Below are 19,653 nucleotides of genomic sequence, written 5' to 3' on the forward strand. Positions count from 1 at the left end.
CAGGATGGTTCCAACCCCCTACTGCCTGCACCCAGCCGATTCCCCGAGCGAAGCCGAGGGGCCCGGCCGAGCGAAGTCGAGGTAGCGACGGCGTGGTTTCTCGCTGCGCTCGAAGAAGCCCCTCGGCTTCGCTCGGGGAATCGGAATCCTAGTTTGCCTGAACCGCCGGATGCCGGGTCGGGACCTGCGCCGGGCGCGCGGTGAGCGGGCGCCAGCCGACCTCGCGCTCGCGGCGGCGGACATAGGTGGAGAGGCCCATCTGCAGCGCCAGCATCATGTAGATGAAGGGCTGGAAGGCGATGCCGACGAACAGCGAGCCGACCATATAGGTGATATGGCCGTGCTGGAGCGCGGTCGCGAGCGGGGCGATCCATTGCTCCTCGGCGCGCCGCGTCTTGAGGTAACGCCGCCGCAGCCGCTCCATCTGGATGAGGCCGGTCAGGTGGAGCAGCAGCCACAGCGCGAGGCCCGGATAACCCTGTTCGCCGAGCATTTCGAAATAGCTCGAATGATAGGCGCGGCCCTTTTCCTCATAGACCGTGGGTTCGGCTTCCTGCGGCTTGTCGGGGTCATAGGCGCTCGCCGCCTTTTCGACGCGAACGTGGTTCTGGATATAGGCCTCGAACCCGCCGCCGAAGGGATGGTCCTTCGCATATTCCCACGTCCAGGCCCACACCGCGACGCGCGTCGAGGCCGACTGGTCCGCCTTGTGATTCTGGATTGTTTCCATGCGCTCGGTGAAGCTTTGCGGCAGGAAGGGGATGGCGGCGAGCGCGAGCAGGCCGGCGCCCGCCGCATAGAGGAAGCGGTGCCTGACCGCGCGCAGCGACAGGACCGCGAGGATGACGAGGCAGACGAGTCCGGTGCGCGCCTGCGTGCCCACCGGGAGCAGCGCGCAGGCGAAGATCAGGGCGAAGCAGAAGAGCGAGACGCGCCAGTCGGGCGGAAAGATCGTGCCATGCCTGCGGTACCAGAGGATCAGCGGGATGATCGAGATGCCCACGGCGGACATGATCGACCCTTCGTACAGGCCGTAATTTTCGTTGAGCAGCAGCTGGAGCGTGCCGTAGCCGCCGCCGCCCGCCGCGGTCTTGATGCCGCCCGCGATCGCGATCGCCGCCGCCGACAGCAGCATGGTGAGGATCAGCGCCTCGATCCGGAGCTTGGTGCGCAGGGTCAGCGGCAGGAAGATCGCCCAGACGAGCGCCTTCCACACCCAGCTCCATTTTTCCTGCGCCTCGACCGGGAAATCGGCCTGGCTGGTCGTCATCCAGCAATAGAGGAGGAGCGCGGCGAGGATGAATTGCCGCGCCGACCACCTGGTGTCGCGCTTGTCGTCGACCGCAAGCCAGCCGACGATCGCGAGGCCGAAGACGATCAGCGAGATCGGGATCGAGTTGATGAGGAAATAGCTCAGCCGTTGCGGCGCGACGATGTCGATGTAGCAGAAGCACAGGACGAACAGGAACGGCTTGCGAAAGCCGAGCCCGATGAAGGCGAAGAGAAAGGCGACAAAGGCAATGTCACGCATCGCCCTGTTCCTGCTGCCTGGCGGCCTCGTCGCGGCGGCGCTGCCACAGCATCCGCGGGCTGACCTCATGGTCGAGATCGTCGCGATACAGCAGGCGCCACAGCGCGATCGCCAGCAGCACATGCGTCAGACCGATGGAGAAATTGTCGACCATGGCGCACGCCTACGCGATCGGGGTTGACGGCGCGTTAAGCCTTGTCTGGCATTGAGCGCGGGTCATGACCCGCATCCTCCACGTTCTCGACCACAGCCTGCCCGCGCACAGCGGCTATACCTTCCGCACCCGCGCGCTGATGAAGGCGCAGGTCGCGAAAGGCTGGCAGGTTGCGGGGGTGACCGGGGTACGCCATCCCGAACCCGGACCCGACGGCGAGACGGTCGACGGGCTGACCTTCTATCGCACGCCGGAGATTGCCCCGGCGCGCTCGCCGATCCGCGAGTGGCGCGAGATCGGCGCGCTCGCGGCGCGGATCGAGGCGCTGGTGAAGGAATGGCGGCCCGACCTGCTCCATGCGCATTCGCCGGTGCTCGACGGCATGGCGGCGCTGCGCGTCGGCAAGCGGCTGGGCATTCCGGTGCTCTACGAGATCCGCGCCTTTTGGGAGGATGCGGCGGTCGGCAACGGCACGGGGCGCGAGGGAAGCGCCAAATATTTTCTGACCCGGCAATTGGAAACCCACGCCGTAAAATCGGCCGATGCCGTCGCGGTGATCTGCGAAGGGTTGCGCGGCGACCTGATCGCGCGCGGGGTCGATGCCGGCAAGATCATCGTGTCGCCGAACGGCGTCGACCTCGACCTGTTCGGCGATCCGCCGCCGCGCGATGCCGCGCTTGCCGACGAGCTCGGGCTGGGCGCGGGTGATGCGGTGATCGGCTTCATCGGCAGCTTTTACGACTATGAGGGCATCGACGACCTGATCGCGGCGATGCCCGCGCTGGTCGCGGCGCAGCCGGGGGCGCAATTGCTGCTCGTTGGCGGCGGGCCGATGGAGGCGGCGCTGAAGGTACAGGCGGCGGCTTCGCCGGTCGCGGACCGCATCCATTTCGTCGGCCGCGTGCCGCACAGCCAGGTCGAGCGCTATTATTCGCTGACCGATATCCTCGCCTATCCGCGCAAGAAGATGCGGCTGACCGATCTGGTCACCCCGCTGAAACCGCTGGAGGCGATGGCGCAGGGCAAGCTGGTCGCGGCATCGGACGTCGGCGGACATCGCGAACTGATCGAGCATGGCGTGACGGGCACCCTGTTCGCGCCCGACGATCCGGCGGCGATCGCCTCGGCGCTGGACGGGCTGCTGGCCTCGCGCGAAAATTGGGACGAGCAGCGGCAGGTCGCACGACTTTTCGTCGAAAAGCATCGTAACTGGTCGTCAAACATTTTACGTTACGAACCCGTTTACCAGCGGCTGTTGCGACGCGATTCCGCGCTCGCCGCATGACGCGGGCAGGCATTTGGGACGATATGGACGAAGACCGGCAGAGTTGGATAGGCGAAACGCTCGCCGCGCTGTGGCGGGGCGTGCGCCCGGCTGCGCGCGGCGGCGATCGGCGCAGCGGCGCTGACCTTTCTGTTCGCCGCGGTGATGCCGCTCGCCTGGGTCGCGGCGATCAGCTGGCAGCTTTATCTCGACCGGCTGTCCGATTTCTTCCTGCCGCCCATCGGGAACGCCGGGCGTCTGGCGCTTGCGCTGGGCATGGCGGTGATCGCCGCGCTGCTCGCCGGACTGATCGCGCTGCTGCTCGCCAAGCCGGCGGTGCGCGGCAAGGACGGGCTGAACCGCCGCGTTTCGGCGCGCGCGAAAAAACGGGCGGAGGCTGAAGCCGAGGCGGCGCTGCCGCGCCGCCGCGCCGACAGGCACCCCGACGATGCACCGCGGCCGCCGATCCGCGCGGGCCGCGACCTGCCCGAAGGCGGGCTGGGTCCGCTGGTCGCGCCGCGGCGGCGGACGAGACCGAAACCCTCGACCTTGTGGCGACCGATGTCGCCGAAGCCGAAGAAGATGAACTGATCCTCGCCGACCTCGCGCCGGTGGATTATGCCGCCGACGATGACGAAGCGCCGTGGCTGCAACCCGCCGAAATCGCAAAGCCCGCGATGCCCGAGCCCGTCGACAACAGCCTGGGCGCGATGGTCGCGCGGTTCGAGGCGGGACTCGCGCAGCGGCGGAAAGCCGCCGCGTCGGCACCCGCCGCCGGCGAGGATGTCGAACAGCCCGACTTCGCGCTCGAAGCCGCGCTCGGCACGCTGCAACGCATGACGCGCCGCGCGGTGGGGTGATGGAATTCCCCTCCCGCTTGTGGGAGGGGAGTCCCTAATCCTCCACCGTCAGCATTTCGATCCGCAGCCCGGCGCCGTCATCGGCGATCTCGACCGCCAGGTCGGCGACGATATGGCCCGGCAGGCGCCATTCGATCGTCTCGAGCCGCGCCTGCAGCAGAGGGCGCAGCACCGCCGCATCCTCCTCGCCGATGCTGCACGGAAACAGATGCCGCGCCCCGACGAAATTGGCGCTTGCCCACGGGCGCAATGTGGAGGCGCCGAGCAGCAGCCCGTGCGGCAGCTCGCGCGCGAGCAGGCGGGCGAGGCGGCGGTGCGGGCAGCCGGGGCGGACCGGGCGGACGGGGGACCAGCGCATCATGCCTCTCCCCCCGGATGGCGGACGACGTAGAGGCGCCGGTCGCCGCGCGGCGCGACGCGTCCGGCGCGATGGTCCGCGCGCCATTTGTTCATGAAATGTTCCACGCGACAGGTCACGCGAAGCCCGACGATGCGGCCTTGGCGCAGATCCTTGACCAGGCGCGGGTCGCGCACCGCTTCGCGCCCGAAGACGCTCGGCGGGATCGCCGATTCGGCCAGAAACCCCTCGATCCGCTGCAACAGATTTTGCGCCATAAATCCTCCCTGATCGCTCCAACCGCCGGACGACTCGTACGATAGGATATTTCCTATTTGAAGCGCTTTTTCCTACTTGTCTAGGATAAATCCTATTGCTAAGGACGAAATAGGAAAGGGAACCCGCCATGGCCGATTTTGTCGACGATCCACGCGCCGCGCTCGACCGGCTGCTGACCGAACGGGGGGTCGACTATGTCCGCCTGTCGGAAAAGATCGGACGCAACCCCGCCTATATCCAGCAATATATCAAGCGCGGTTCGCCGCGGCGGCTCGCCGAAGAGGATCGCGCTCGCATCGCCGCCTATCTGGGGGTGCCCGAGGCGATGCTGGGCGGACCGGTACAGCGCGTCGCGGCGCCGGCGCGGATGCGCGGACCCGACATGGTGCTGGTGCCCAAGCTCGCGATCGGCGCCTCGGCGGGCGCGGGGGCGAGCATCGACGGCGAACCGGTCGAGGGCGCGGTCGCCTTCGACCCCAAATGGCTGCGCGAACTGGGCGCCGACGCGCGCGCGCTCAGCATCATCCGCGTCGAGGGCGATTCGATGGCACCGACGCTGAACGACGGCGACGATATATTGGTCGACGGCGGCGACGCGGCGGCGCGGCTGCGCGACGGCATCTATGTGCTGCGCATGGACGACGGGCTGATGGTCAAGCGCGTCGCGCGCGCGCCGGGGCCGGGCCGGATTTCGGTGATCAGCGACAATCCGCACTATCCCAGCTACCCCGATCTTTCGATGGGCGCGGTGCAGCTCGTCGGGCGCGTGGTGTGGACCGGGCGGCGGGTGCGGTGACGGGGGCGGGGGGAATATTGTTCGATGACGATTTTGACCGTTGCGGCAAGGGCCCTGATATGTGCTTCGGCGGGCGTGCTCTATGGGTGTGCGTCATTGTCACCGCCGGTTGATCCGATCGGACTGGCGGTGATTGAATGGGAAACCGAAAGCCCTCCTTTTTGCGGGCGATGCGACAGCCTGAAACTGGTGGTCGCGTCGGACGGGCGTGTCTGGACCGAAGAAGGTTATTGGGCAGGTCGGTACCGGGATTGGCGTACCACAAAGCGCCGATTTCAAGTCCCGCCCGAGCGGGTCGCGGCTTTCCGGGCGCAGCTTCAGCCCTATCGCCCCGATGGATTTTTCCGTCTCGACCAGGAGGTTTGCAAGACCTTCTGGACGGACTCCGGTGGTTTTAGGATCAAATGGCGCGAGGAAGGACGGGAAGACAGCCTGATATTCGATCGGGGGTGCGACCCCGCCGAGCGGGCGTCCCAAGCAGAAGATATCATGAGGGCGCCGCGTCTCCTGGGGATAGAAGGTCTGGAGCGTTATATGCGCTGAGCGCGTTTTCCGCCGATTTCGGGAAACGTCAGTAAGGCGCCGCCATCTCCGCCTCGATTTCATGCTCGAGCACTTCGGCGCGCTGGCATTGTTCTTCCTTGCCGTCGCGGCATTTCTCGGCGGCCTTGTCGCGTTCGCGCGTCAGCTTGCCGAGCCGTTCCTCGCGCTTGCGCATCTCGCGGCCGCGGTTGCGGTCGGCCTCTTCCTGGCTGGTGGTCGACCAGTCGGCGACCTGCCCGACCGCCTTCACCGGCGCGGTGACCACGGTCTTGACCGCGCTGACGCAGCCGGCGAGCAGCGGGGCGGAGAGCAGGAGCAGGACCATCGCGCGCATGGCAAAGCCTTTCGGAGAAGCAGGGGGTTTCCATCGCATAATGCGGCGCGGCTGAACAGGATATTGCGGCGGGCGGAGCGGCGGCCGGGCGTGGATGTCATATCATTGAAACAAATGGTTAAAGCGGTGTTTACCATCGTGCCTTAGGTCGGCGGTGCCCGCCACGCCAAGCCAAAGAGACCTATGAGCCCCGTCGATCTTGCCCTTGCTCCGACCCCCGGCCATTCCGCCGCCGTCCGCACCGATGCCCATCTGTCGGAGGTGATCGACCTGTTCCGTCACAATCCGCAGCTGCGCATTCTGGCGGTGCTCGATACGGACCGCTGCGGCCGGTGGGGATCGTGCGCGAGCAGAAGGTGCGCGAACTGCTCTTCTGTCCTTACTGGTTTTCGCTGATGCAGAATCCGACGATCGGCGGCTCGATCGCGGGCATGACCGAACCCTGCCTGACCGCCGATATCGCCGAATCGACCGCGACTCTGCTCGCCATCGTCTCGCGCTCGGCGGGGGCGGAGGGGCTGGTGCTGATCCGCGAGGGCCGCTTCGTCGAGACGCTCGACAGCGGCCAGCTCGCGAAGCTCGCGATGCTGCGCGAGGTCGAGCTGGCGCAGGAGGGCAGCGCCCGCGCCGCGCGGATCGACGAGGCGGGGGACCGCTTTCATGAGGATATCGCCGCGCTGACCGCCGCGCTGTCCGACACCGCGCGGCAGGTCGAGGGCGTCGCCCGCGATCTCGCCGAGCGCGCGCAGCAGACCGGCCGCGACGCGGTATCGGTCGCGGGGGCGACCGCGCAGACGCTGACCGGGCTCGGCGAACTCGGCGAGCGCGGCCATGCGCTGGCGGCGGCGATGCGGCGGATCGTCGATGACGGCACCCATGCGCGTAGCGTGCGCGGGGAGGCGCACCGCAAGGTCAGGGCGGCGAGCGAGCGCGCCGCGGCGCTCAAGGCCGCGAGCCAGTCGATCGAGCAGATGCTGGCGCTGATCATCGACATGGCGAGCCGCACCAACATGCTCGCGCTCAACGCCGGGATCGAGGCGGCGCATGCGGGCGACGCGGGCCGGGGCTTTGCGGTGGTCGCGACCGAGGTCAAGGCGCTCGCCAAACAGACGCGCGCCGCGGCGGGCGACATCGCCAAACATATCGACGGTATTCGCGACATCGTCGGCCAGGTGACCGAAGGGTTCGACGAGGTCGAAAAGGCCATCGTCGCGAACAACGGCTTTTCCGATGCCGTCGACAGGGCGGTCGACGGGCAGAGCGCGACGACGCTGATGATCGCGAGCTATGTCGAGCAGGCGGTCGCGGCGGGGCGCGAGATCGACACGCGCGTCCAGCATATCGGCCGCGGCGCGACCGCGGTCGGCGACGGCGCGCAATCACTCGGGCAATTGTCGGCGGGCCTGACGCGGGCGGCGCAGTCGCTGCACCTGCGCGCGCGGCATTTCGTCGAGGCGGTGGCGGCGGCCTGATCCGCACCAAACCAAAGGCTTGCGGCGGCGCGCGGCGCTGCTAGGCTCTTCTCCGCGCCTGCGGCGCTCATGGCCGTCGGTGTGCAGGAGAGGGTCATATGAGTAATATGCAAAAAGGACTGGCCGAATTCATCGGCACCTTCTGGCTCGTGTTCGGCGGCTGCGGCAGCGCGGTGCTGGCGGCGGCCTTTCCCGATGTCGGGATCGGGCTGCTCGGCGTGTCGCTGGCGTTCGGGCTGACCGTCGTCACCATGGCCTATGCGATCGGCCATATTTCGGGATGCCACCTCAATCCGGCGGTGACCGTCGGCCTGTGGGCGGGCGGGCGCTTCGCGGCGCGCGACATTCCGCTCTATGTGGTGGCGCAGGTGCTGGGCGCGATCGTCGCGGCGTTCCTGCTGTGGCATGTCGCGGAGGGCAGCACCGCCTTCGACCTCGCGACCAAGGGGCTGGCGCAGAACGGCTATGGCGCGAACGGCGGTTCGCCGGGCGGCTATGATCTCACCTCGGCGCTGATTATCGAGATCCTGCTCACCGCCGTCTTCCTGTGGATCATCATGGGGTCGACCGACGGGCGCGCGCCGGCGGGTTTCGCGCCGCTGGCGATCGGGCTGGGGCTGACGCTGATCCACCTGATTTCGATCCCGGTGACCAACACCTCGGTCAATCCGGCGCGCAGCACCGGGCTGGCGCTGGTCGTCGGCGGGTTGGCCTTGCAGCAATTGTGGCTGTTCTGGGTGGCGCCGCTGATCGGCGGCGCGGTGGGCGGCTGGCTCTATCGCACGATCGGGGCCGACACCTTCCCCAAGCCCAATATCGAGGGCAATTGATTTCGGGGCGGCGGAGACGGGCAGTCTCCGCCGATCCTATTTGAGCAGGTCGACGGCAAAGGCGCGCACTTCGTCCGCCATGTCGGGCCGTTCGAGCGCGACGGCGAGATTGGCCTGAATATAGCCCGCCTTCGACCCGCAGTCGTAGCGCGCGCCGTCGAAGGTGACGGCGTGGAACGCCTGGCTGCCGATCATTTCGGCCATGGCGTCGGTCAGCTGGATTTCGCCGCCGGCGCCCTTTTCCTGCCGCTGCAGCACGCGCATCACCTCGGGCTGGAGAATGTAGCGGCCCGAAACGATCAGGTTCGACGGGGCTTCCTCGACCTTCGGCTTTTCGACGAGGCCGAGCACTTCGGTGAGCGCGCCGTCGCGTGCGCCGGGAGTGATGACGCCATAGCTCGACACCTGCTCGTGCGGCACTTCGAGCACCGAAATCAGATTGCCGCCGACCTTGTGATAGGCATCGACCATCTGCTTCATGCAGCCGGGCGTGCCGTGCATGAATTCGTCGGGAAGGAAGATGGCGAAGGGTTCGTCGCCGACGATGTCGCGCGCGCACCAGATCGCATGGCCGAGGCCGAGCGGTTCCTGTTGCCGGACATAGGCGCAGTTGCCCGGGCCGAGGCGGGTCGGTTCGAGGACCGACAGGTCCTTGCCGCGTTCGGACATCGTCTTTTCGAGTTCGAAGGCGATGTCGAAATGATCCTCGATCGCGCTCTTGCCGCGCCCGGTGACGAAGATCATCTGCTCGATCCCCGCCTCGCGCGCCTCGTCGACCGCATATTGGATCAGCGGGCGGTCGACGACCGGCAGCATCTCCTTGGGGATCGCCTTGGTCGCGGGGAGGAAGCGGGTGCCGAGGCCGGCGACGGGGAAGACGGCTTTGCGGATCGGTTTCATGGGCGCGGGCTTAGCGGCGAACGCGGGGCAAGGAAAGGCGCGCTATTGCGGTGTGACGATCACGACAACGCGGCGGTTGTCCTGCCGTCCTTCGGGTGTCGCATTGCTCGACAGCGGCAACGCCTCGCCGCGCCCGACGACCTGGTCGCCGGCAAGGATCATGCCGTTGGTGCGCATCGGCGCCGCCACCGATTCCGCCCGTGCCTGCGACAGCTTGAGGTTATAGGCGCTGCTGCCCGTCGAATCGGTGTGGCCCTCGACGCGCGCCGAGACGATGCCGACGCCGGACAGCCGGCGCGCGACTTCGGAAATCGTCTCGATCTGTTCGGGTTTCAGATTGGCGTCGTCGCTCGCGAACAGCAGGCGCTCCGGGAGCGTCAATTGCCAGCCGTCGCCGGTTTCCACAAAACCCTGCGACTGGAGCATCGCGATCTGCTCCGGGCTGAACCCTTTCGGCGGCGGCAGGCTTTGGCAGGCGGCGAGCAACGCCGCGGCGGCGAGGGTGAAGAGAGTCTTGATGGAGCGGGACAATGCAGGGGTCATCGGATCACGCTTTCGGCTTCAGCTTCGGGTGCGGTTGGATAATTTGTCGGCGTACATGGCGGCATCGGCAGCGGTGAGCAGCGCGGCGGCGTCACCGGCATCGTCGGGAAAGACGGCGACGCCGACACTTGCCGTGGGATGATAGGATTCGCCGCCGGGCAATGTGACCGGCTGCGAGACGCTGGTGCGAATCCGCCTGGCGAGGACCTGCGGCTCGATGGTCAGGTCGAGCGGATCAATCAGCACGACAAATTCATCGCCGCCGATGCGCGCCGCGAAATCGCCTTCGCGCAGGGTCTGGCGAATCCGCTGCGACAGCGCGACGAGCACGGCGTCGCCCGCCGCATGGCCGAAACGGTCGTTGGCGGCCTTGAAATTGTCGGCGTCGATGAAGAGCAGGGCGAGGCGGCGGCCGTCCTGCTGCGCCGCCGCGATCCGCAGCGCCAGCTGTTCGTCGAAGGCCGCGCGGTTGGGCAATGCGGTCAGGCCGTCGTGCGAGGCGCGGTGGGCGAGCATCGCCCTTTCGCTCTCCATGCTGCCCTGCCAGCCGTGCAGCTCGTCGAGCAGCGCGTTGATGTCGCCGCCGAGCCGGTCGAGCTCGGCGATCCGCAGCGGCTGGACGCGCTTGTCGAACCGGCGGTGCAGCCGGACATCGTGCGCGACCGTCGCGATCTCGCCCAGCGGCTTCACCAGTTCATATTCGAACCGCCGCGCCATGACGACCGTCCCGAGCGCGGTGACGATGAGGCAGGCGAGCCCCGCGAGCAGGCCGATCCGCACATAGTCGATCAGCGTCGAGCTGTCGCCCCAGACCTGGATCGTCCCGATCGCCGAGCCGTTGCGGCGGATCGTCACCGAAACGGGTTTGGCGAAAAAGGCGCGGGTGAGCAGCGGTGCGGGGTCGGCGGCGGGCGATTCCCATTCGGTCAGCGGTAGGCCGCGGTCGTCGAGCACGCGCAGCTTCGCGATGCCGGGAATCCGCATCAAGGGGGCCAGCCCCTCGCGCGCCGCGGCGGCATCGTTGAACACCAGCGCCGGTTCGACTCCATAGGCGCCGAGCTGCGCCGCGAGTTCGATATTGCGGTCGGCATAACCGCGCATCGCGGTGATGCCCGCAAGCAGGATCGTGATCCCCGATAGCGCCACCGCGAACAGGGTGACGCCGAAATGGAAGCGCGACAGCAGTTTTTGCAGGGTGGTTCGCGCAGGCGAGCGGGGGCTCATGGCAGATCCCCTTCGCCCTGGCCGATCTTGAGCACGCGCGGGTCGATGCGGAGCGGGCCGCGGCCGATCGCGTCGAGATTGACCGCGAAGCTGAGCCCGCCTGCCTTGCGGGTCAGGCAGAACATCGCGCCATACAGGCAGGCCGGATCGTCGTCGCTGATCGTCAGCACCGGACGGCCGCGCACCCAGCCGATCAGACGCTGGCGGTCGGCGACCGGCATTCGGCCGAAGAACAGAATGTCGCAATCGTCGCCGCCCGTCACGGCGGCCGCGCTCATGCGCCGGACGACGACAGTGCCGCCGCCCCCGGGCAGGCTGGGGGCGATGCTGCCCGTCAGTTGCGGCGTGCCGACGAGGCAGAGCGTGCGGGTGGTGGCGGCGGAGCCGTGGGGCCATCGGGCATAGGATATGAAGCCACCGACCATGCGGTTGACGGCACGTGTCATGCCGTCGGCGCCGTCCTCGACGATCGTCTGGCTCGCCGCCTGCACCGACATTTGCGGTGTCGTCGACAAGGCGACGATCAGGAACAATGATGCCAGCACCCGGTTTGCGACCCCCACCGCGCCTGGGCAGCCTAGCCCAACTTGGCGGCGTCCGCTAACCTAAACGACGGACAAGTCAACGAGAAGTGACGTCACGCCGCCATTTCGCAACACCGCTACGTGCCGCGTCCCATTTGGGTAACGATATTGCTCGCCAGCTGAGCCGTCTATTGATCCTGACCGCGCAGCCGTTCGGCGAATCCCTTGCGCAGCTTGGCGAGTTTCGGCGGAATCACCGCCATGCAATAGGGATTGCGCTGGCCCTCGCCGTCCCAATAATTCTGGTGATAGTCCTCGGCCGGATACCAGGCCGCGGGTGGTTCGATCGTGGTGACGACCGGGGCGGACTGGTCGGCCTGGGCGCGATCGATTCCGGCGCGCGCGGCGTCGGCCTGGGCGGCATCGAGCGGGAAGAGCGCGCTGCGATATTGGGTGCCGATGTCGTTGCCCTGGCGGTTGAGCGTCGTCGGGTCGTGCGTCGCGAAATGGACGTCGAGCAGGTCGTCGTAGGAAATCACGCCGGGATCGAAGGTGATGCGGATCGCCTCGGCATGGCCGGTATCGCCGGTGCAGACCTGTTTATAGGTCGGGTTTTCGACATGGCCGCCGATATAGCCGCTTTCGACCTTGTCGACGCCGGCAAGGCCTTGGAAGACCGCCTCGGTGCACCAGAAGCAGCCTCCGGCGAAAATGGCGGTTTCCTGGGTCATGGTGTTTGTCCTTGTCGACTGTGGGGGGATCGGCGTCAAAATAAGAAGCCGCGGGCCTATTCCAAGGGCGGCAGCGCGGCGATCAGCGACGGCCGCGCCCGCGGGTCCGTCGCCCGCGCGGCGCCCATCGCCTCGATCTCGGCCTCGATCGCCGCGATTCTTTCGCGGCGCGGCGGATGCGACGCGTCGCGGATCAGAGGTTTCGGGTGCCGTTCCCAGAAGCGGATCGCGGCGCGCGGGTCGTAACCGGCGTCGGCCATCAGCCAGACCGACAGCCGGTCGGCTTCGATCTCGGTCGCGCGCACAAGACCGACCGCTCGCCCGCCGGCAAGCCGCTCGCGATGGCGCAGGATATTATGAGCGAGTTCATGCGCGACCACCGCGGCAAATTCGGCGTCATCGGCGATCGAGCTGGCAAGCCGCAGCGTTACCCGGACGAGCTGGCCGTTCGCCGCCGCCTGCGGCCCGCCGCGCTCGATCCTGAAGCTGCTGGCGCAGCCGGGAGCCGCGGCGAGGCGGTAGTGGCGGCCCGAGCCATCAGTGATCGTTGGCGTCGCGTTGGGGTCGAGACGGGCGAGCATGATGATGGCCGCGTCGATGCGGACCGTCGCCCCGTCGCCGAGCAGCCGGCACGCTCTGGCCGTCGATCGCCGCGATCGTCGCGCCGCGCGGCAGCCCGGCGCGGTCGGCGGGGGAACCGGGAGCGATGGCGGCGACAAAGGGGCCATCGCCCGGCGCGCCATAAGATGGTCCGGCCTCCTTCCATTCGCGGGCCCCGAAGCGGCGCGCGTCGCTGAGCAACCAGCCCGGCTGCGGCCGGGTGACGGGGCACCAGCCCGCGCTGCCCGTCGTCAGGCGGTAACCGGCGGTTGCGAGACGCAATTCCTGTGCGGCGAGGCCGTCTTCGGCAGCGGCATGCGCCGCGCCGCTTGCCGCGAGCATCGCGGTGGCGGACAGCGGGAGAAGGAACGACCGGCGCATCGCGGCCTGATACCAATGCGCTCGCCCTGCGGCCATGAATTTTCGGCGCGGGCATGGCGCGGCCCCCTTGCCTATCGCGGGGCGAGCGACGATAGGGCGGCGATGGCCGATACGTCCGCTTCCGTCCGCCGCCCTCGCCCCGCCGCGCTGGCGCGCTGGCTGTGGCTCGTGGCATTGCTCGTTATCTTCGTCGTCGGGGTCGGCGGGATCACCCGCCTGACCGAATCGGGGCTGTCGATCACCGAATGGAAGCCGGTGTCGGGCGTGCTGCCGCCGCTGAACGAGGCGGGCTGGCAGGAAGAGTTCCACAAATATCAGCAAATCCCCGAATATAAGGAGATCAACAAGGGGATGTCGCTGGCGGCTTTCAAGGCGATTTTCTTCTGGGAGTGGCTGCACCGCATTCTCGGGCGGCTGGTCGGCGGAGCGATGCTCGTGCCGCTCGCCTGGTTCGCGCTTCGGCGGGCGATTCCGGTCGGCTATGGCTGGCGGCTGCTTGCGCTGACGTCGCTCGTCGGACTGCAGGGGGCGATCGGCTGGTGGATGGTGGCATCGGGCCTCGAATATCGCACCGACGTCAGCCATTTTCGGCTCGCGACCCATTTGCTGACCGCGCTGTTCCTGCTCGCCGGGCTGGTGTGGACGGCCCGCGATCTGTCGGCGCTGGCGCGCGATCCCGCTGCGAGACCGGCGCGCCTCACGGGCGCCGCCGTCATCGTGATCGCGATCCTCTTCGTCCAGCTTCTGCTCGGCGCCTGGGTCGCCGGGCTGAACGCGGGACAGGTCGCCAACAGCTGGCCCGCGATGAACGGTCATTTCGTGCCCGAGGGGATCGACTGGTCGGACGGCGTGTGGATGGCGCTGACCAACGACCCCTTCCTGCTGCACTTCCTGCATCGCTGGTGGTCGTGGGTCGCGGCGCTGGCCTTGCTGTGGCTCGCGCGTACGCTGGCGCGGCGCGGCGCGACCGGCGTCGCGGCGATGCTGGTCGCGGTGGTCGTGGCGCAGATGACATTGGGCATATTGACGGTGATCACCGGCGTTTCGCTGTGGATCGCGGTCCTGCATCAGGTGACGGGCGCGATTCTGGTCGCCACGGCCGCGGCCGGGCTGCACCGGCTGGGCCGGACCGGGACATGACGGGCAGGGGCGCCTGGGCAGCGGCGATGCTGCTGTTCACCGCGCCCGGCATGGCGGCTGCCGAGCCGTCCGCTCCCGCGGCGGTCGGTGGGCTGCAGTTCCAGCCGCCGGTCGGGCAACCGATGACCTATCGCGTCACGACGCGGCGGATCAGCCGCGGCGGCACGTTGATCAGCTTTTCGCTGGTCTATGCGCTCGATTGGCAGGGCGCGGGGCGCGGCTATCGCCTCGATACCGTGCTGCGGCGGATCGAGTCGGATGCGCGGCCCGAACTCGTCCGCGCGCTGACCGGGCTGGTGCGGCCGCTCGTCGGCGAATCGGTGACCTATCTGGTCGATGCCGAGGGGCGCAGCGTCGCGCTTGCCGACCCCGACGCCTTGTGGGCGCGGGTGGCCGAGCGGACGCGGGCGCTGGCGGCGGAGGCCACGGCGCCCGAGGCGCAGCAGGTCGCGGCGCTGCTCGCATCGCTGCCCGAAGCCGAGCGCGAAAAGCTGGTCACGGCGGATATTCGCGCGCTGATCGCTCCCGCCAACGCGGCCATTCCGGCGACGACCGATGACGATGCGTCGGTTTCGATCCGGCACGACGGGGGGCAGCTCAGCATTGCCAAGGTCGAGAAGGGCGCGGTGGCTGCGGCGGACCGGGGTGCGTCGGCGCTCGATATCGACATGCTGTGGGCTATCGACAAGACCACTGGTCTGGTGCTTCGCGAGCAACGGCAGAACTGGATTGTCGAACCGGGCAGCGACGCGCGAACACTCGCGGAAGAGCGCGTTCGCGTGCTGACGCCGGGCGATCCCGGGTAGGGCAATCCCGGCAGGTATTATTTTACCCGTCAGCAAAGCCGCTGTTCGCTTGACTTTCGGCCCCATTGTCGCCATTGGCCCGCTCCGAAGCGCCGCGGTGTCCATCCGGACCTTGCGGCGCGGTTCGTTTCGGGCGGCCGGGCCGTCCCCCATGTCTCAAGGAGGTCGCCATGAAGGCGCTGACCAAGACGACCGTTTCCGCCAATGCCGGTACGGTCGAAAAGAAATGGGTGCTGATCGACGCCGACGGTCTGGTCGTGGGCCGCGTTGCATCGATCATCGCCAACATCCTGCGCGGAAAGCACAAGCCGAGCTTCACCCCGCACGTCGATTGCGGTGACAATGTCATCGTCATCAACGCCGAGAAGGTGGCGTTCACCGGCAAGAAGCTGCAGGACAAGCGTTACTACAAGCACACCGGCTATGCCGGCGGCATCAAGGAAACCAGCCCCGCCAAGGTGCTGGAAGGCCGTTTCCCCGAGCGCGTGCTCGAAAAGGCCGTCGAACGCATGATCCCGCGCGGTCCGCTCGGCCGTCAGCAGATGCGCAACCTGCGCATCTTTGCCGGCACCGACCATCCGCATGCCGGGCAGAACCCCGAAGTGATCGACGTCGCGTCGATGAACCGCAAGAACAAGGTGGGTGCATAATGGCCGACGAACAGACCATGACCGATCTCAAGGATCTCGGCGGCGCCGTTGAAGGCACCGTCGCTCCCGTCAGCACGATGCCGCTTCGCGAGAAGAAGGTCGATGCGCAGGGCCGCGCCTATGCGACCGGCCGCCGCAAGGACGCCGTCGCCCGCGTGTGGCTGAAGCCCGGCACCGGCAAGATCACGATCAACGGCCGCGACCAGGAAGTCTATTTCGCGCGTCCGACGCTGCGCCTCGTCATCAACCAGCCCTTCGGCCTCGCCGACCGCGTCGGCAGCTATGACATCGTCGCCACCGTCAAGGGCGGCGGCCTGTCGGGCCAGGCGGGCGCGGTGCTGCACGGCATCGCGCAGGCGCTGAGCCGCTTCGAGCCCGCGCTGCGCGGCGTCGTCAAGTCGGCCGGTTTCCTGACCCGCGACAGCCGCGCGGTCGAGCGCAAGAAGTATGGCAAGGCCAAGGCCCGCCGCAGCTTCCAGTTCTCGAAGCGCTAAGAGCTTTTTCCGCCGACGGGTGGAAAAGAGAAGGGCGGTCCGGCAACGGGCCGCCCTTTTTGCTGCCCGATGTTCGGGCGTGCTTGAGCGCGCGATTGTAATATGATGCAGCCAGTGCCACCATCGGGCCGGTCATTGGCGACCATCAAGGCCGTCCAGGTCCTTTCATCCGGGGAATATCGATGCACCGTTTGTTGATCCGCTGGCACATGCTCGTTGCGGCCTTCCTGTTTCCGGCGATCCTTCTCTATCTGGTCACCGGGGCGCTTTATACCTGGGGCGCGAAGGGCGACTATGCGACGACCGATTATGCGGTGACGCTGTCGGCGCCGCTGACCGATGACAAGGCCGCGTTGCAGGCGATCGTCGTCAGGGAACTCGCCGAGCGCGGCATCGCGCCGCCGACCGGCGGGGCATCGGTCAAGCCGGTGGGCGACAGCTTCCAGCTCGACTGGACGGGATCGCGCCGCGACGTGACGCTGGAACCCGGCGAGAGCGCGACCACGGCGAAGCTGATCGTCAAGGACACCGGCTGGCACCGCTTCTTCGTCCAGCTGCACAAGGCGAAGGGCGGGACGCCGTTCAAAGTCTATGCCGTGGTGCTCGCGCTGGGGCTGTTTTTCCTGGTGACATCGGGGCTGATCGTCGCGTTGAAGATGCCGCAGATGCGGCGCGGCGCGATCATCGGATCGGTGGTCGGGCTGGCCGCCTTCGCGGGCGTGGCGGCGGTCAGCTAAGCAGGTCGAGGCTTCCCAGCGCCAGCGCCTGCCGGGCCGGGCGCTCGGCCATGACGGCGAACATCTCGTCGCCGCGCGCGGTTCGCTCGACGCTCATCGAGGCGAAGACCGCCATGAAATAGCCGCTGAGGGCGCCGATGCGGTAGTCGGTCCACAGCATCGCCGGGTCGGCCCGGACACCCTCGGCCTGCAGCGCGGCGATCCAGTGATCGAAGGCGGGGCGGTCGGCGGCGGCGCGTTCGAAGGGGTCGGCGATGCTGGTGCCGATGAGATAGGCGAGGTCGGTCGCGCCGCTGCCGCGGCCGAGCGTCTGCCAGTCGACGAGCCAGCAGCGGTCGCCCTCGGGCGAAAACAGGATATTGTCGATGCGAAGGTCGCCGTGGACGAGCGTCCGCGCGGCGGGTTCGCGGCCAAGATAGGCGTCGAGGCGATCGACGATGCCTGCCCCGACATCGAGGATCTCTGGCGACAGCCGTTCGGCGTAGCGTTCGCGAAAGCCGAGATAGAGCTGCGGGAACATCGCGCGGATCAGATCGCCATTGTCGCGCGCGATATAGGGCATGTGCGCGAGCCGGGCGTCGTTCCACAGGAAGGCGTGGAGCTTGGCCGCCGCCTCGATGCACGGGACGAGCCCCGCAAGGCCGCGCCCGGCGAGTTGGTCGCCAGCCGTGGCGGGGGCGAGGTCGGAAAGGATCAGCAGGAATTCGACCTCGTCGTCGGCGATATCCTCGAAATAGCAGGCCGGAGAGGGCACCCCGCTCGCCGCGGCGAGATGGCGATACCAGTTCACTTCCTTGACATAGGTGCCGGTCAGCCTGGCGATGTTGCGGCTGGCCTCGTCGTGGCTCGGGCATTTGGCGATGACGGTCGCGGGGGCGTCGATGCCTTCTTCCCAGTCGAGCGCCAGGCGATAGCTGTCGCACATCTGGCCGGTGCCAACCTTGGTCCAGGTAAAGCCGCGCAGCGCCTCGCGATGGCCGAGCAGCGCGCCGAGAAAGAGTGGCTTGATCGCTTCGGGCGAGGTCGGGAAGCTCATGACGCCGGGTCGAGCAGGCCGGTGAGACCCGTGGGGGCGTGCGGGCCGACGAACAATTGTTCGAGCACCCCGACGCCGCGATGGACCGAGCCGCCGTCCACCAGCTCCGTGGTGACCAGCGCCTGGATGTGCATCGCGAGCGGATTGCCCCAGCCGCGCTCGTCCTCCGCCATGCTGTCGAACGCGACGGCGGGATCGGGGCCGTGGTCTAAACCGTGACCCCAGACGGGGTGGGTGTAGCCGAGGCCGCTCATCGCGAAGACCGGGCCGGTCGGGGCCAGCGCCAGCGACCGGCCGCCGCCGAGGTCGGTGCGCTGCGCGGCGACGCGGCGGCTGCCCGGCTGCCAGTCGAGCGCGAAGGTCGCGGCGTCGAAATGGGTTTCGGAGCCGTTGTCCGTGACGAGGACCGCCCGGCGATTCCAGGGATGACCTTCGCCATCGTCGTTGCTGTGGAAGAAGAGCGAGGCGTGGTCGAAATTGCACGGCGTCCACAGCCAGAAGAACTGGTTGAAATTGCCCTGCGGCGGCGGCTGCGGCTCGGCGGCGCCGACCGGGCGGATGCCCCAGCTGCGGTCGCGCGTGCCGGTCCAGCCGTCGCCGACCGCGACGCGCGCGCCGTCGACCGACAGCCAGCCGGCCCAGCGGCCGTTCTGCGTCATGCGCGTATAATCCATGAACAGGCGGGTGCCGTTGCGGCGGACGAAGCGCGGTTCCTCGATCGGGAAATGGCGGCCGGTGAAGGCCAGTTGGGCGGCGAGCGGGCCGCCGTCGGGTGCGATGGTCAAGGTGACGCGTTCGAGCGGTTCGTCGATGGCGATCGAAATCGGGCCGACGGACAGGTCGAGCCGCTCGCCGGTCGAGCGGCGGCTGGCGCGCAGGTTGTGCTGCACGCCATCGACCAGCACACAGAAGGCCGCGTCGACGATGCCGAGTTGCGGGTAGAAGCCCATCGCCGCGGCAAAGAACACCGACCCGTCGGGGCTGGTGCCGTTGAAGAAATAGCGGTCGTAGAAATTGCGGTCGGTGCCCGCGAAGGCCACCGGCTCGCACGTCTGGTGCAGCGGAAAATCATCGCCCTTGGTCAGCATGGCTCGTCCTCATCCCGTTTTTTGTTGCAACCTATAGCGGGGTTTGGGGGATGGGAAGGGGCTGGTTTCGCCCTTAAGGAGACAAAGGATACGGACGGACGCATCCGAATTGTCTCCTTTGTCGCTTTAAGCGCGCAATATGGGCCGGGCTTGGAATCTGGATTCCTCGAGGCACGCGACTTGGTCATCCGACAGGGTAGACCATGGCGATGTTTTTTAGGAAAGACCTTTTGCGGGGCATCGGGCGATGTCGGGTTGCGGGCGGAAGCGGACATAAAGCCCCTCCCCTTCAGGGGAGGGGTTGGGGTGGGGGCCATCGGCCTTGCGCGAGGCCGACGGCCCCCACCCGCTGCGACTAGGCAGCAAGCTGCCAAGTCTCGCTGCCCTCCCCTGAAGGGG

Annotated in this window: 26 protein-coding genes; 12 read left to right on the forward strand and 14 right to left on the reverse strand. The window is 67.7% G+C overall.

Translation table 11 applies throughout. From position 1 onward, the window contains the following. Nucleotides 1-148: 148 nt before the first annotated feature. Nucleotides 149-1,531 (reverse strand): putative O-glycosylation ligase, exosortase A system-associated, encoded by a 1,383-nt coding sequence (locus N0A20_RS00680; RefSeq protein ID WP_260582113.1) that lies wholly within the window; start codon nt 1,529-1,531, stop codon nt 149-151. After that, nucleotides 1,524-1,685 (reverse strand): hypothetical protein, encoded by a 162-nt coding sequence (locus N0A20_RS00685; protein ID WP_260582114.1) that lies wholly within the window; start codon nt 1,683-1,685, stop codon nt 1,524-1,526. The genes N0A20_RS00680 and N0A20_RS00685 overlap by 8 nt, the downstream gene beginning before the upstream one ends. A 64-nt stretch (nt 1,686-1,749) precedes the next feature. On the opposite strand from N0A20_RS00685, the gene N0A20_RS00690 reads away from it, so the two are divergent. From N0A20_RS00690 to N0A20_RS00700, 3 genes are all read left to right on the forward strand, one after another. Then, complete coding sequence (locus N0A20_RS00690; protein ID WP_260582115.1) at nt 1,750-2,970, forward strand: TIGR04063 family PEP-CTERM/XrtA system glycosyltransferase; 1,221 nt, start codon at nt 1,750-1,752, stop codon at nt 2,968-2,970. A 144-nt stretch (nt 2,971-3,114) separates the two neighbouring features. Next, on the forward strand, nt 3,115-3,540 hold the full coding sequence (locus tag N0A20_RS00695; protein WP_260582117.1) for a hypothetical protein: 426 nt from the start codon (nt 3,115-3,117) through the stop codon (nt 3,538-3,540). Next, nucleotides 3,501-3,809 carry a hypothetical protein gene (locus N0A20_RS00700; RefSeq protein WP_260582118.1) on the forward strand — a complete coding sequence of 103 codons (309 nt, stop codon included), beginning with the start codon at nt 3,501-3,503 and terminating at the stop codon, nt 3,807-3,809. The genes N0A20_RS00695 and N0A20_RS00700 overlap by 40 nt, the downstream gene beginning before the upstream one ends. A gap of 34 nt (nt 3,810-3,843) precedes the next feature. On the opposite strand, the gene N0A20_RS00705 is transcribed toward N0A20_RS00700, so the two are convergent. Further along, entirely contained in the window at nt 3,844-4,170 is a 327-nt protein-coding gene (locus N0A20_RS00705) for a hypothetical protein (protein ID WP_260582119.1), read from the reverse strand. After that, nucleotides 4,167-4,424: a hypothetical protein gene (locus N0A20_RS00710; RefSeq protein WP_260582120.1), complete on the reverse strand. Its 258-nt coding sequence runs from the start codon at nt 4,422-4,424 to the stop codon at nt 4,167-4,169. The genes N0A20_RS00705 and N0A20_RS00710 overlap by 4 nt, the downstream gene beginning before the upstream one ends. A 128-nt stretch (nt 4,425-4,552) precedes the next feature. Between N0A20_RS00710 and N0A20_RS00715 the strand changes: the two genes are divergently transcribed. Together N0A20_RS00715 and N0A20_RS00720 are read left to right on the forward strand one after the other, a co-directional pair. After that, on the forward strand, nt 4,553-5,221 hold the full coding sequence (locus N0A20_RS00715) for a S24 family peptidase (protein ID WP_260582121.1): 669 nt from the start codon (nt 4,553-4,555) through the stop codon (nt 5,219-5,221). 24 nt (nt 5,222-5,245) lie between these two features. Then, nucleotides 5,246-5,764, forward strand: coding sequence for a hypothetical protein (locus N0A20_RS00720; RefSeq protein WP_260582122.1), 519 nt, complete (start codon nt 5,246-5,248; stop codon nt 5,762-5,764). A 28-nt stretch (nt 5,765-5,792) separates the two neighbouring features. Here the strand turns inward: N0A20_RS00720 and N0A20_RS00725 are convergent, their stop codons facing one another. After that, nucleotides 5,793-6,098, reverse strand: a complete 306-nt coding sequence (locus N0A20_RS00725) for a hypothetical protein (RefSeq protein WP_260582123.1) — start codon at nt 6,096-6,098, stop codon at nt 5,793-5,795. Nucleotides 6,099-6,439: 341 nt separating this feature from the next. Here N0A20_RS00725 and N0A20_RS00730 point away from each other — a divergent pair, with 341 nt between their 5' ends. Together N0A20_RS00730 and aqpZ are read left to right on the forward strand one after the other, a co-directional pair. Continuing rightward, nucleotides 6,440-7,570: a methyl-accepting chemotaxis protein gene (locus N0A20_RS00730; RefSeq protein WP_260582124.1), complete on the forward strand. Its 1,131-nt coding sequence runs from the start codon at nt 6,440-6,442 to the stop codon at nt 7,568-7,570. 98 nt (nt 7,571-7,668) lie between these two features. Further along, nucleotides 7,669-8,400, forward strand: a complete 732-nt coding sequence (aqpZ, locus tag N0A20_RS00735) for an aquaporin Z (RefSeq protein WP_260582125.1) — start codon at nt 7,669-7,671, stop codon at nt 8,398-8,400. A 36-nt stretch (nt 8,401-8,436) separates the two neighbouring features. Here the strand turns inward: aqpZ and galU are convergent, their stop codons facing one another. From galU to N0A20_RS00770, 7 genes are all read right to left on the reverse strand, one after another. Then, entirely contained in the window at nt 8,437-9,300 is an 864-nt protein-coding gene (gene galU, locus N0A20_RS00740; RefSeq protein ID WP_260582126.1) for a UTP--glucose-1-phosphate uridylyltransferase GalU, read from the reverse strand. A 42-nt stretch (nt 9,301-9,342) separates the two neighbouring features. After that, the gene (locus N0A20_RS00745; RefSeq protein WP_260582128.1) at nt 9,343-9,843 is read right to left on the reverse strand and encodes an OmpA family protein; all 501 of its coding nucleotides are present in this window, start codon (nt 9,841-9,843) and stop codon (nt 9,343-9,345) included. Nucleotides 9,844-9,861: 18 nt separating this feature from the next. Next, nucleotides 9,862-11,067 carry a diguanylate cyclase domain-containing protein gene (locus tag N0A20_RS00750; RefSeq protein WP_260582131.1) on the reverse strand — a complete coding sequence of 402 codons (1,206 nt, stop codon included), beginning with the start codon at nt 11,065-11,067 and terminating at the stop codon, nt 9,862-9,864. Further along, nucleotides 11,064-11,630, reverse strand: a complete 567-nt coding sequence (locus N0A20_RS00755; protein ID WP_260582132.1) for a YfiR family protein — start codon at nt 11,628-11,630, stop codon at nt 11,064-11,066. Before N0A20_RS00755 ends, N0A20_RS00750 begins: the two co-directional genes overlap by 4 nt. A gap of 149 nt (nt 11,631-11,779) precedes the next feature. After that, nucleotides 11,780-12,322, reverse strand: coding sequence for a peptide-methionine (S)-S-oxide reductase MsrA (gene msrA, locus N0A20_RS00760; RefSeq protein ID WP_260582133.1), 543 nt, complete (start codon nt 12,320-12,322; stop codon nt 11,780-11,782). A gap of 56 nt (nt 12,323-12,378) precedes the next feature. Then, a complete protein-coding gene (locus N0A20_RS00765; protein WP_260582134.1) occupies nt 12,379-12,903 on the reverse strand; it encodes a M48 family metalloprotease in 525 nt (174 codons plus the stop codon). Further along, nucleotides 12,860-13,339: a PDZ domain-containing protein gene (locus tag N0A20_RS00770; RefSeq protein ID WP_260582135.1), complete on the reverse strand. Its 480-nt coding sequence runs from the start codon at nt 13,337-13,339 to the stop codon at nt 12,860-12,862. The genes N0A20_RS00765 and N0A20_RS00770 overlap by 44 nt, the downstream gene beginning before the upstream one ends. 66 nt (nt 13,340-13,405) lie before the next feature. Here N0A20_RS00770 and N0A20_RS00775 point away from each other — a divergent pair, with 66 nt between their 5' ends. From N0A20_RS00775 to N0A20_RS00795, 5 genes are all read left to right on the forward strand, one after another. After that, nucleotides 13,406-14,443, forward strand: a complete 1,038-nt coding sequence (locus N0A20_RS00775) for a COX15/CtaA family protein (RefSeq protein ID WP_260582136.1) — start codon at nt 13,406-13,408, stop codon at nt 14,441-14,443. Further along, the gene (locus N0A20_RS00780; RefSeq protein WP_260582138.1) at nt 14,440-15,249 is read left to right on the forward strand and encodes a hypothetical protein; all 810 of its coding nucleotides are present in this window, start codon (nt 14,440-14,442) and stop codon (nt 15,247-15,249) included. The genes N0A20_RS00775 and N0A20_RS00780 overlap by 4 nt, the downstream gene beginning before the upstream one ends. Before the next feature lie 170 nt (nt 15,250-15,419). Next, nucleotides 15,420-15,899, forward strand: coding sequence for a 50S ribosomal protein L13 (rplM, locus tag N0A20_RS00785; RefSeq protein ID WP_260582139.1), 480 nt, complete (start codon nt 15,420-15,422; stop codon nt 15,897-15,899). Further along, on the forward strand, nt 15,899-16,393 hold the full coding sequence (gene rpsI / locus N0A20_RS00790; RefSeq protein WP_260582140.1) for a 30S ribosomal protein S9: 495 nt from the start codon (nt 15,899-15,901) through the stop codon (nt 16,391-16,393). The genes rplM and rpsI overlap by 1 nt, the downstream gene beginning before the upstream one ends. Before the next feature lie 182 nt (nt 16,394-16,575). Further along, nucleotides 16,576-17,130 (forward strand): PepSY domain-containing protein, encoded by a 555-nt coding sequence (locus N0A20_RS00795; RefSeq protein ID WP_260582141.1) that lies wholly within the window; start codon nt 16,576-16,578, stop codon nt 17,128-17,130. On the opposite strand, the gene N0A20_RS00800 is transcribed toward N0A20_RS00795, so the two are convergent. Together N0A20_RS00800 and N0A20_RS00805 are read right to left on the reverse strand one after the other, a co-directional pair. Beyond that, nucleotides 17,123-18,166, reverse strand: coding sequence for an ecdysteroid 22-kinase family protein (locus N0A20_RS00800; protein ID WP_260582142.1), 1,044 nt, complete (start codon nt 18,164-18,166; stop codon nt 17,123-17,125). The two genes, N0A20_RS00795 and N0A20_RS00800, sit on opposite strands and share 8 nt — an antisense overlap. Beyond that, nucleotides 18,163-19,254, reverse strand: a complete 1,092-nt coding sequence (locus tag N0A20_RS00805) for a hypothetical protein (protein ID WP_260582144.1) — start codon at nt 19,252-19,254, stop codon at nt 18,163-18,165. Before N0A20_RS00805 ends, N0A20_RS00800 begins: the two co-directional genes overlap by 4 nt. Nucleotides 19,255-19,653: the final 399 nt, after the last annotated feature.

This window comes from Sphingopyxis sp. PET50 (assembly GCF_025244705.1).
Lineage (GTDB): Bacteria > Pseudomonadota > Alphaproteobacteria > Sphingomonadales > Sphingomonadaceae > Sphingopyxis.

Excerpts from the sequence above, each read along its gene's own strand:
- N0A20_RS00685 (WP_260582114.1), bottom strand. The coding sequence starts at position 1,685 with ATGGTCGACAATTTCTCCATCGGTCTGACGCATGTGCTGCTGGCGATC.
- N0A20_RS00805 (WP_260582144.1), bottom strand. The coding sequence starts at position 19,254 with ATGCTGACCAAGGGCGATGATTTTCCGCTGCACCAGACGTGCGAGCCG.
- msrA (WP_260582133.1), bottom strand. The coding sequence starts at position 12,322 with ATGACCCAGGAAACCGCCATTTTCGCCGGAGGCTGCTTCTGGTGCACC.
- N0A20_RS00750 (WP_260582131.1), bottom strand. The coding sequence starts at position 11,067 with ATGAGCCCCCGCTCGCCTGCGCGAACCACCCTGCAAAAACTGCTGTCG.
- N0A20_RS00770 (WP_260582135.1), bottom strand. The coding sequence starts at position 13,339 with ATGGCCGCAGGGCGAGCGCATTGGTATCAGGCCGCGATGCGCCGGTCG.
- N0A20_RS00745 (WP_260582128.1), bottom strand. The coding sequence starts at position 9,843 with ATGACCCCTGCATTGTCCCGCTCCATCAAGACTCTCTTCACCCTCGCC.
- rplM (WP_260582139.1), top strand. The coding sequence starts at position 15,420 with ATGAAGGCGCTGACCAAGACGACCGTTTCCGCCAATGCCGGTACGGTC.
- rpsI (WP_260582140.1), top strand. The coding sequence starts at position 15,899 with ATGGCCGACGAACAGACCATGACCGATCTCAAGGATCTCGGCGGCGCC.
- N0A20_RS00795 (WP_260582141.1), top strand. The coding sequence starts at position 16,576 with ATGCACCGTTTGTTGATCCGCTGGCACATGCTCGTTGCGGCCTTCCTG.
- galU (WP_260582126.1), bottom strand. The coding sequence starts at position 9,300 with ATGAAACCGATCCGCAAAGCCGTCTTCCCCGTCGCCGGCCTCGGCACC.
- N0A20_RS00695 (WP_260582117.1), top strand. The coding sequence starts at position 3,115 with ATGCCGCTCGCCTGGGTCGCGGCGATCAGCTGGCAGCTTTATCTCGAC.
- N0A20_RS00690 (WP_260582115.1), top strand. The coding sequence starts at position 1,750 with ATGACCCGCATCCTCCACGTTCTCGACCACAGCCTGCCCGCGCACAGC.
- N0A20_RS00780 (WP_260582138.1), top strand. The coding sequence starts at position 14,440 with ATGACGGGCAGGGGCGCCTGGGCAGCGGCGATGCTGCTGTTCACCGCG.
- N0A20_RS00725 (WP_260582123.1), bottom strand. The coding sequence starts at position 6,098 with ATGCGCGCGATGGTCCTGCTCCTGCTCTCCGCCCCGCTGCTCGCCGGC.
- N0A20_RS00715 (WP_260582121.1), top strand. The coding sequence starts at position 4,553 with ATGGCCGATTTTGTCGACGATCCACGCGCCGCGCTCGACCGGCTGCTG.
- N0A20_RS00800 (WP_260582142.1), bottom strand. The coding sequence starts at position 18,166 with ATGAGCTTCCCGACCTCGCCCGAAGCGATCAAGCCACTCTTTCTCGGC.
- N0A20_RS00775 (WP_260582136.1), top strand. The coding sequence starts at position 13,406 with ATGGCCGATACGTCCGCTTCCGTCCGCCGCCCTCGCCCCGCCGCGCTG.
- N0A20_RS00720 (WP_260582122.1), top strand. The coding sequence starts at position 5,246 with ATGACGATTTTGACCGTTGCGGCAAGGGCCCTGATATGTGCTTCGGCG.
- aqpZ (WP_260582125.1), top strand. The coding sequence starts at position 7,669 with ATGAGTAATATGCAAAAAGGACTGGCCGAATTCATCGGCACCTTCTGG.
- N0A20_RS00680 (WP_260582113.1), bottom strand. The coding sequence starts at position 1,531 with ATGCGTGACATTGCCTTTGTCGCCTTTCTCTTCGCCTTCATCGGGCTC.
- N0A20_RS00705 (WP_260582119.1), bottom strand. The coding sequence starts at position 4,170 with ATGATGCGCTGGTCCCCCGTCCGCCCGGTCCGCCCCGGCTGCCCGCAC.
- N0A20_RS00765 (WP_260582134.1), bottom strand. The coding sequence starts at position 12,903 with ATGCTCGCCCGTCTCGACCCCAACGCGACGCCAACGATCACTGATGGC.
- N0A20_RS00710 (WP_260582120.1), bottom strand. The coding sequence starts at position 4,424 with ATGGCGCAAAATCTGTTGCAGCGGATCGAGGGGTTTCTGGCCGAATCG.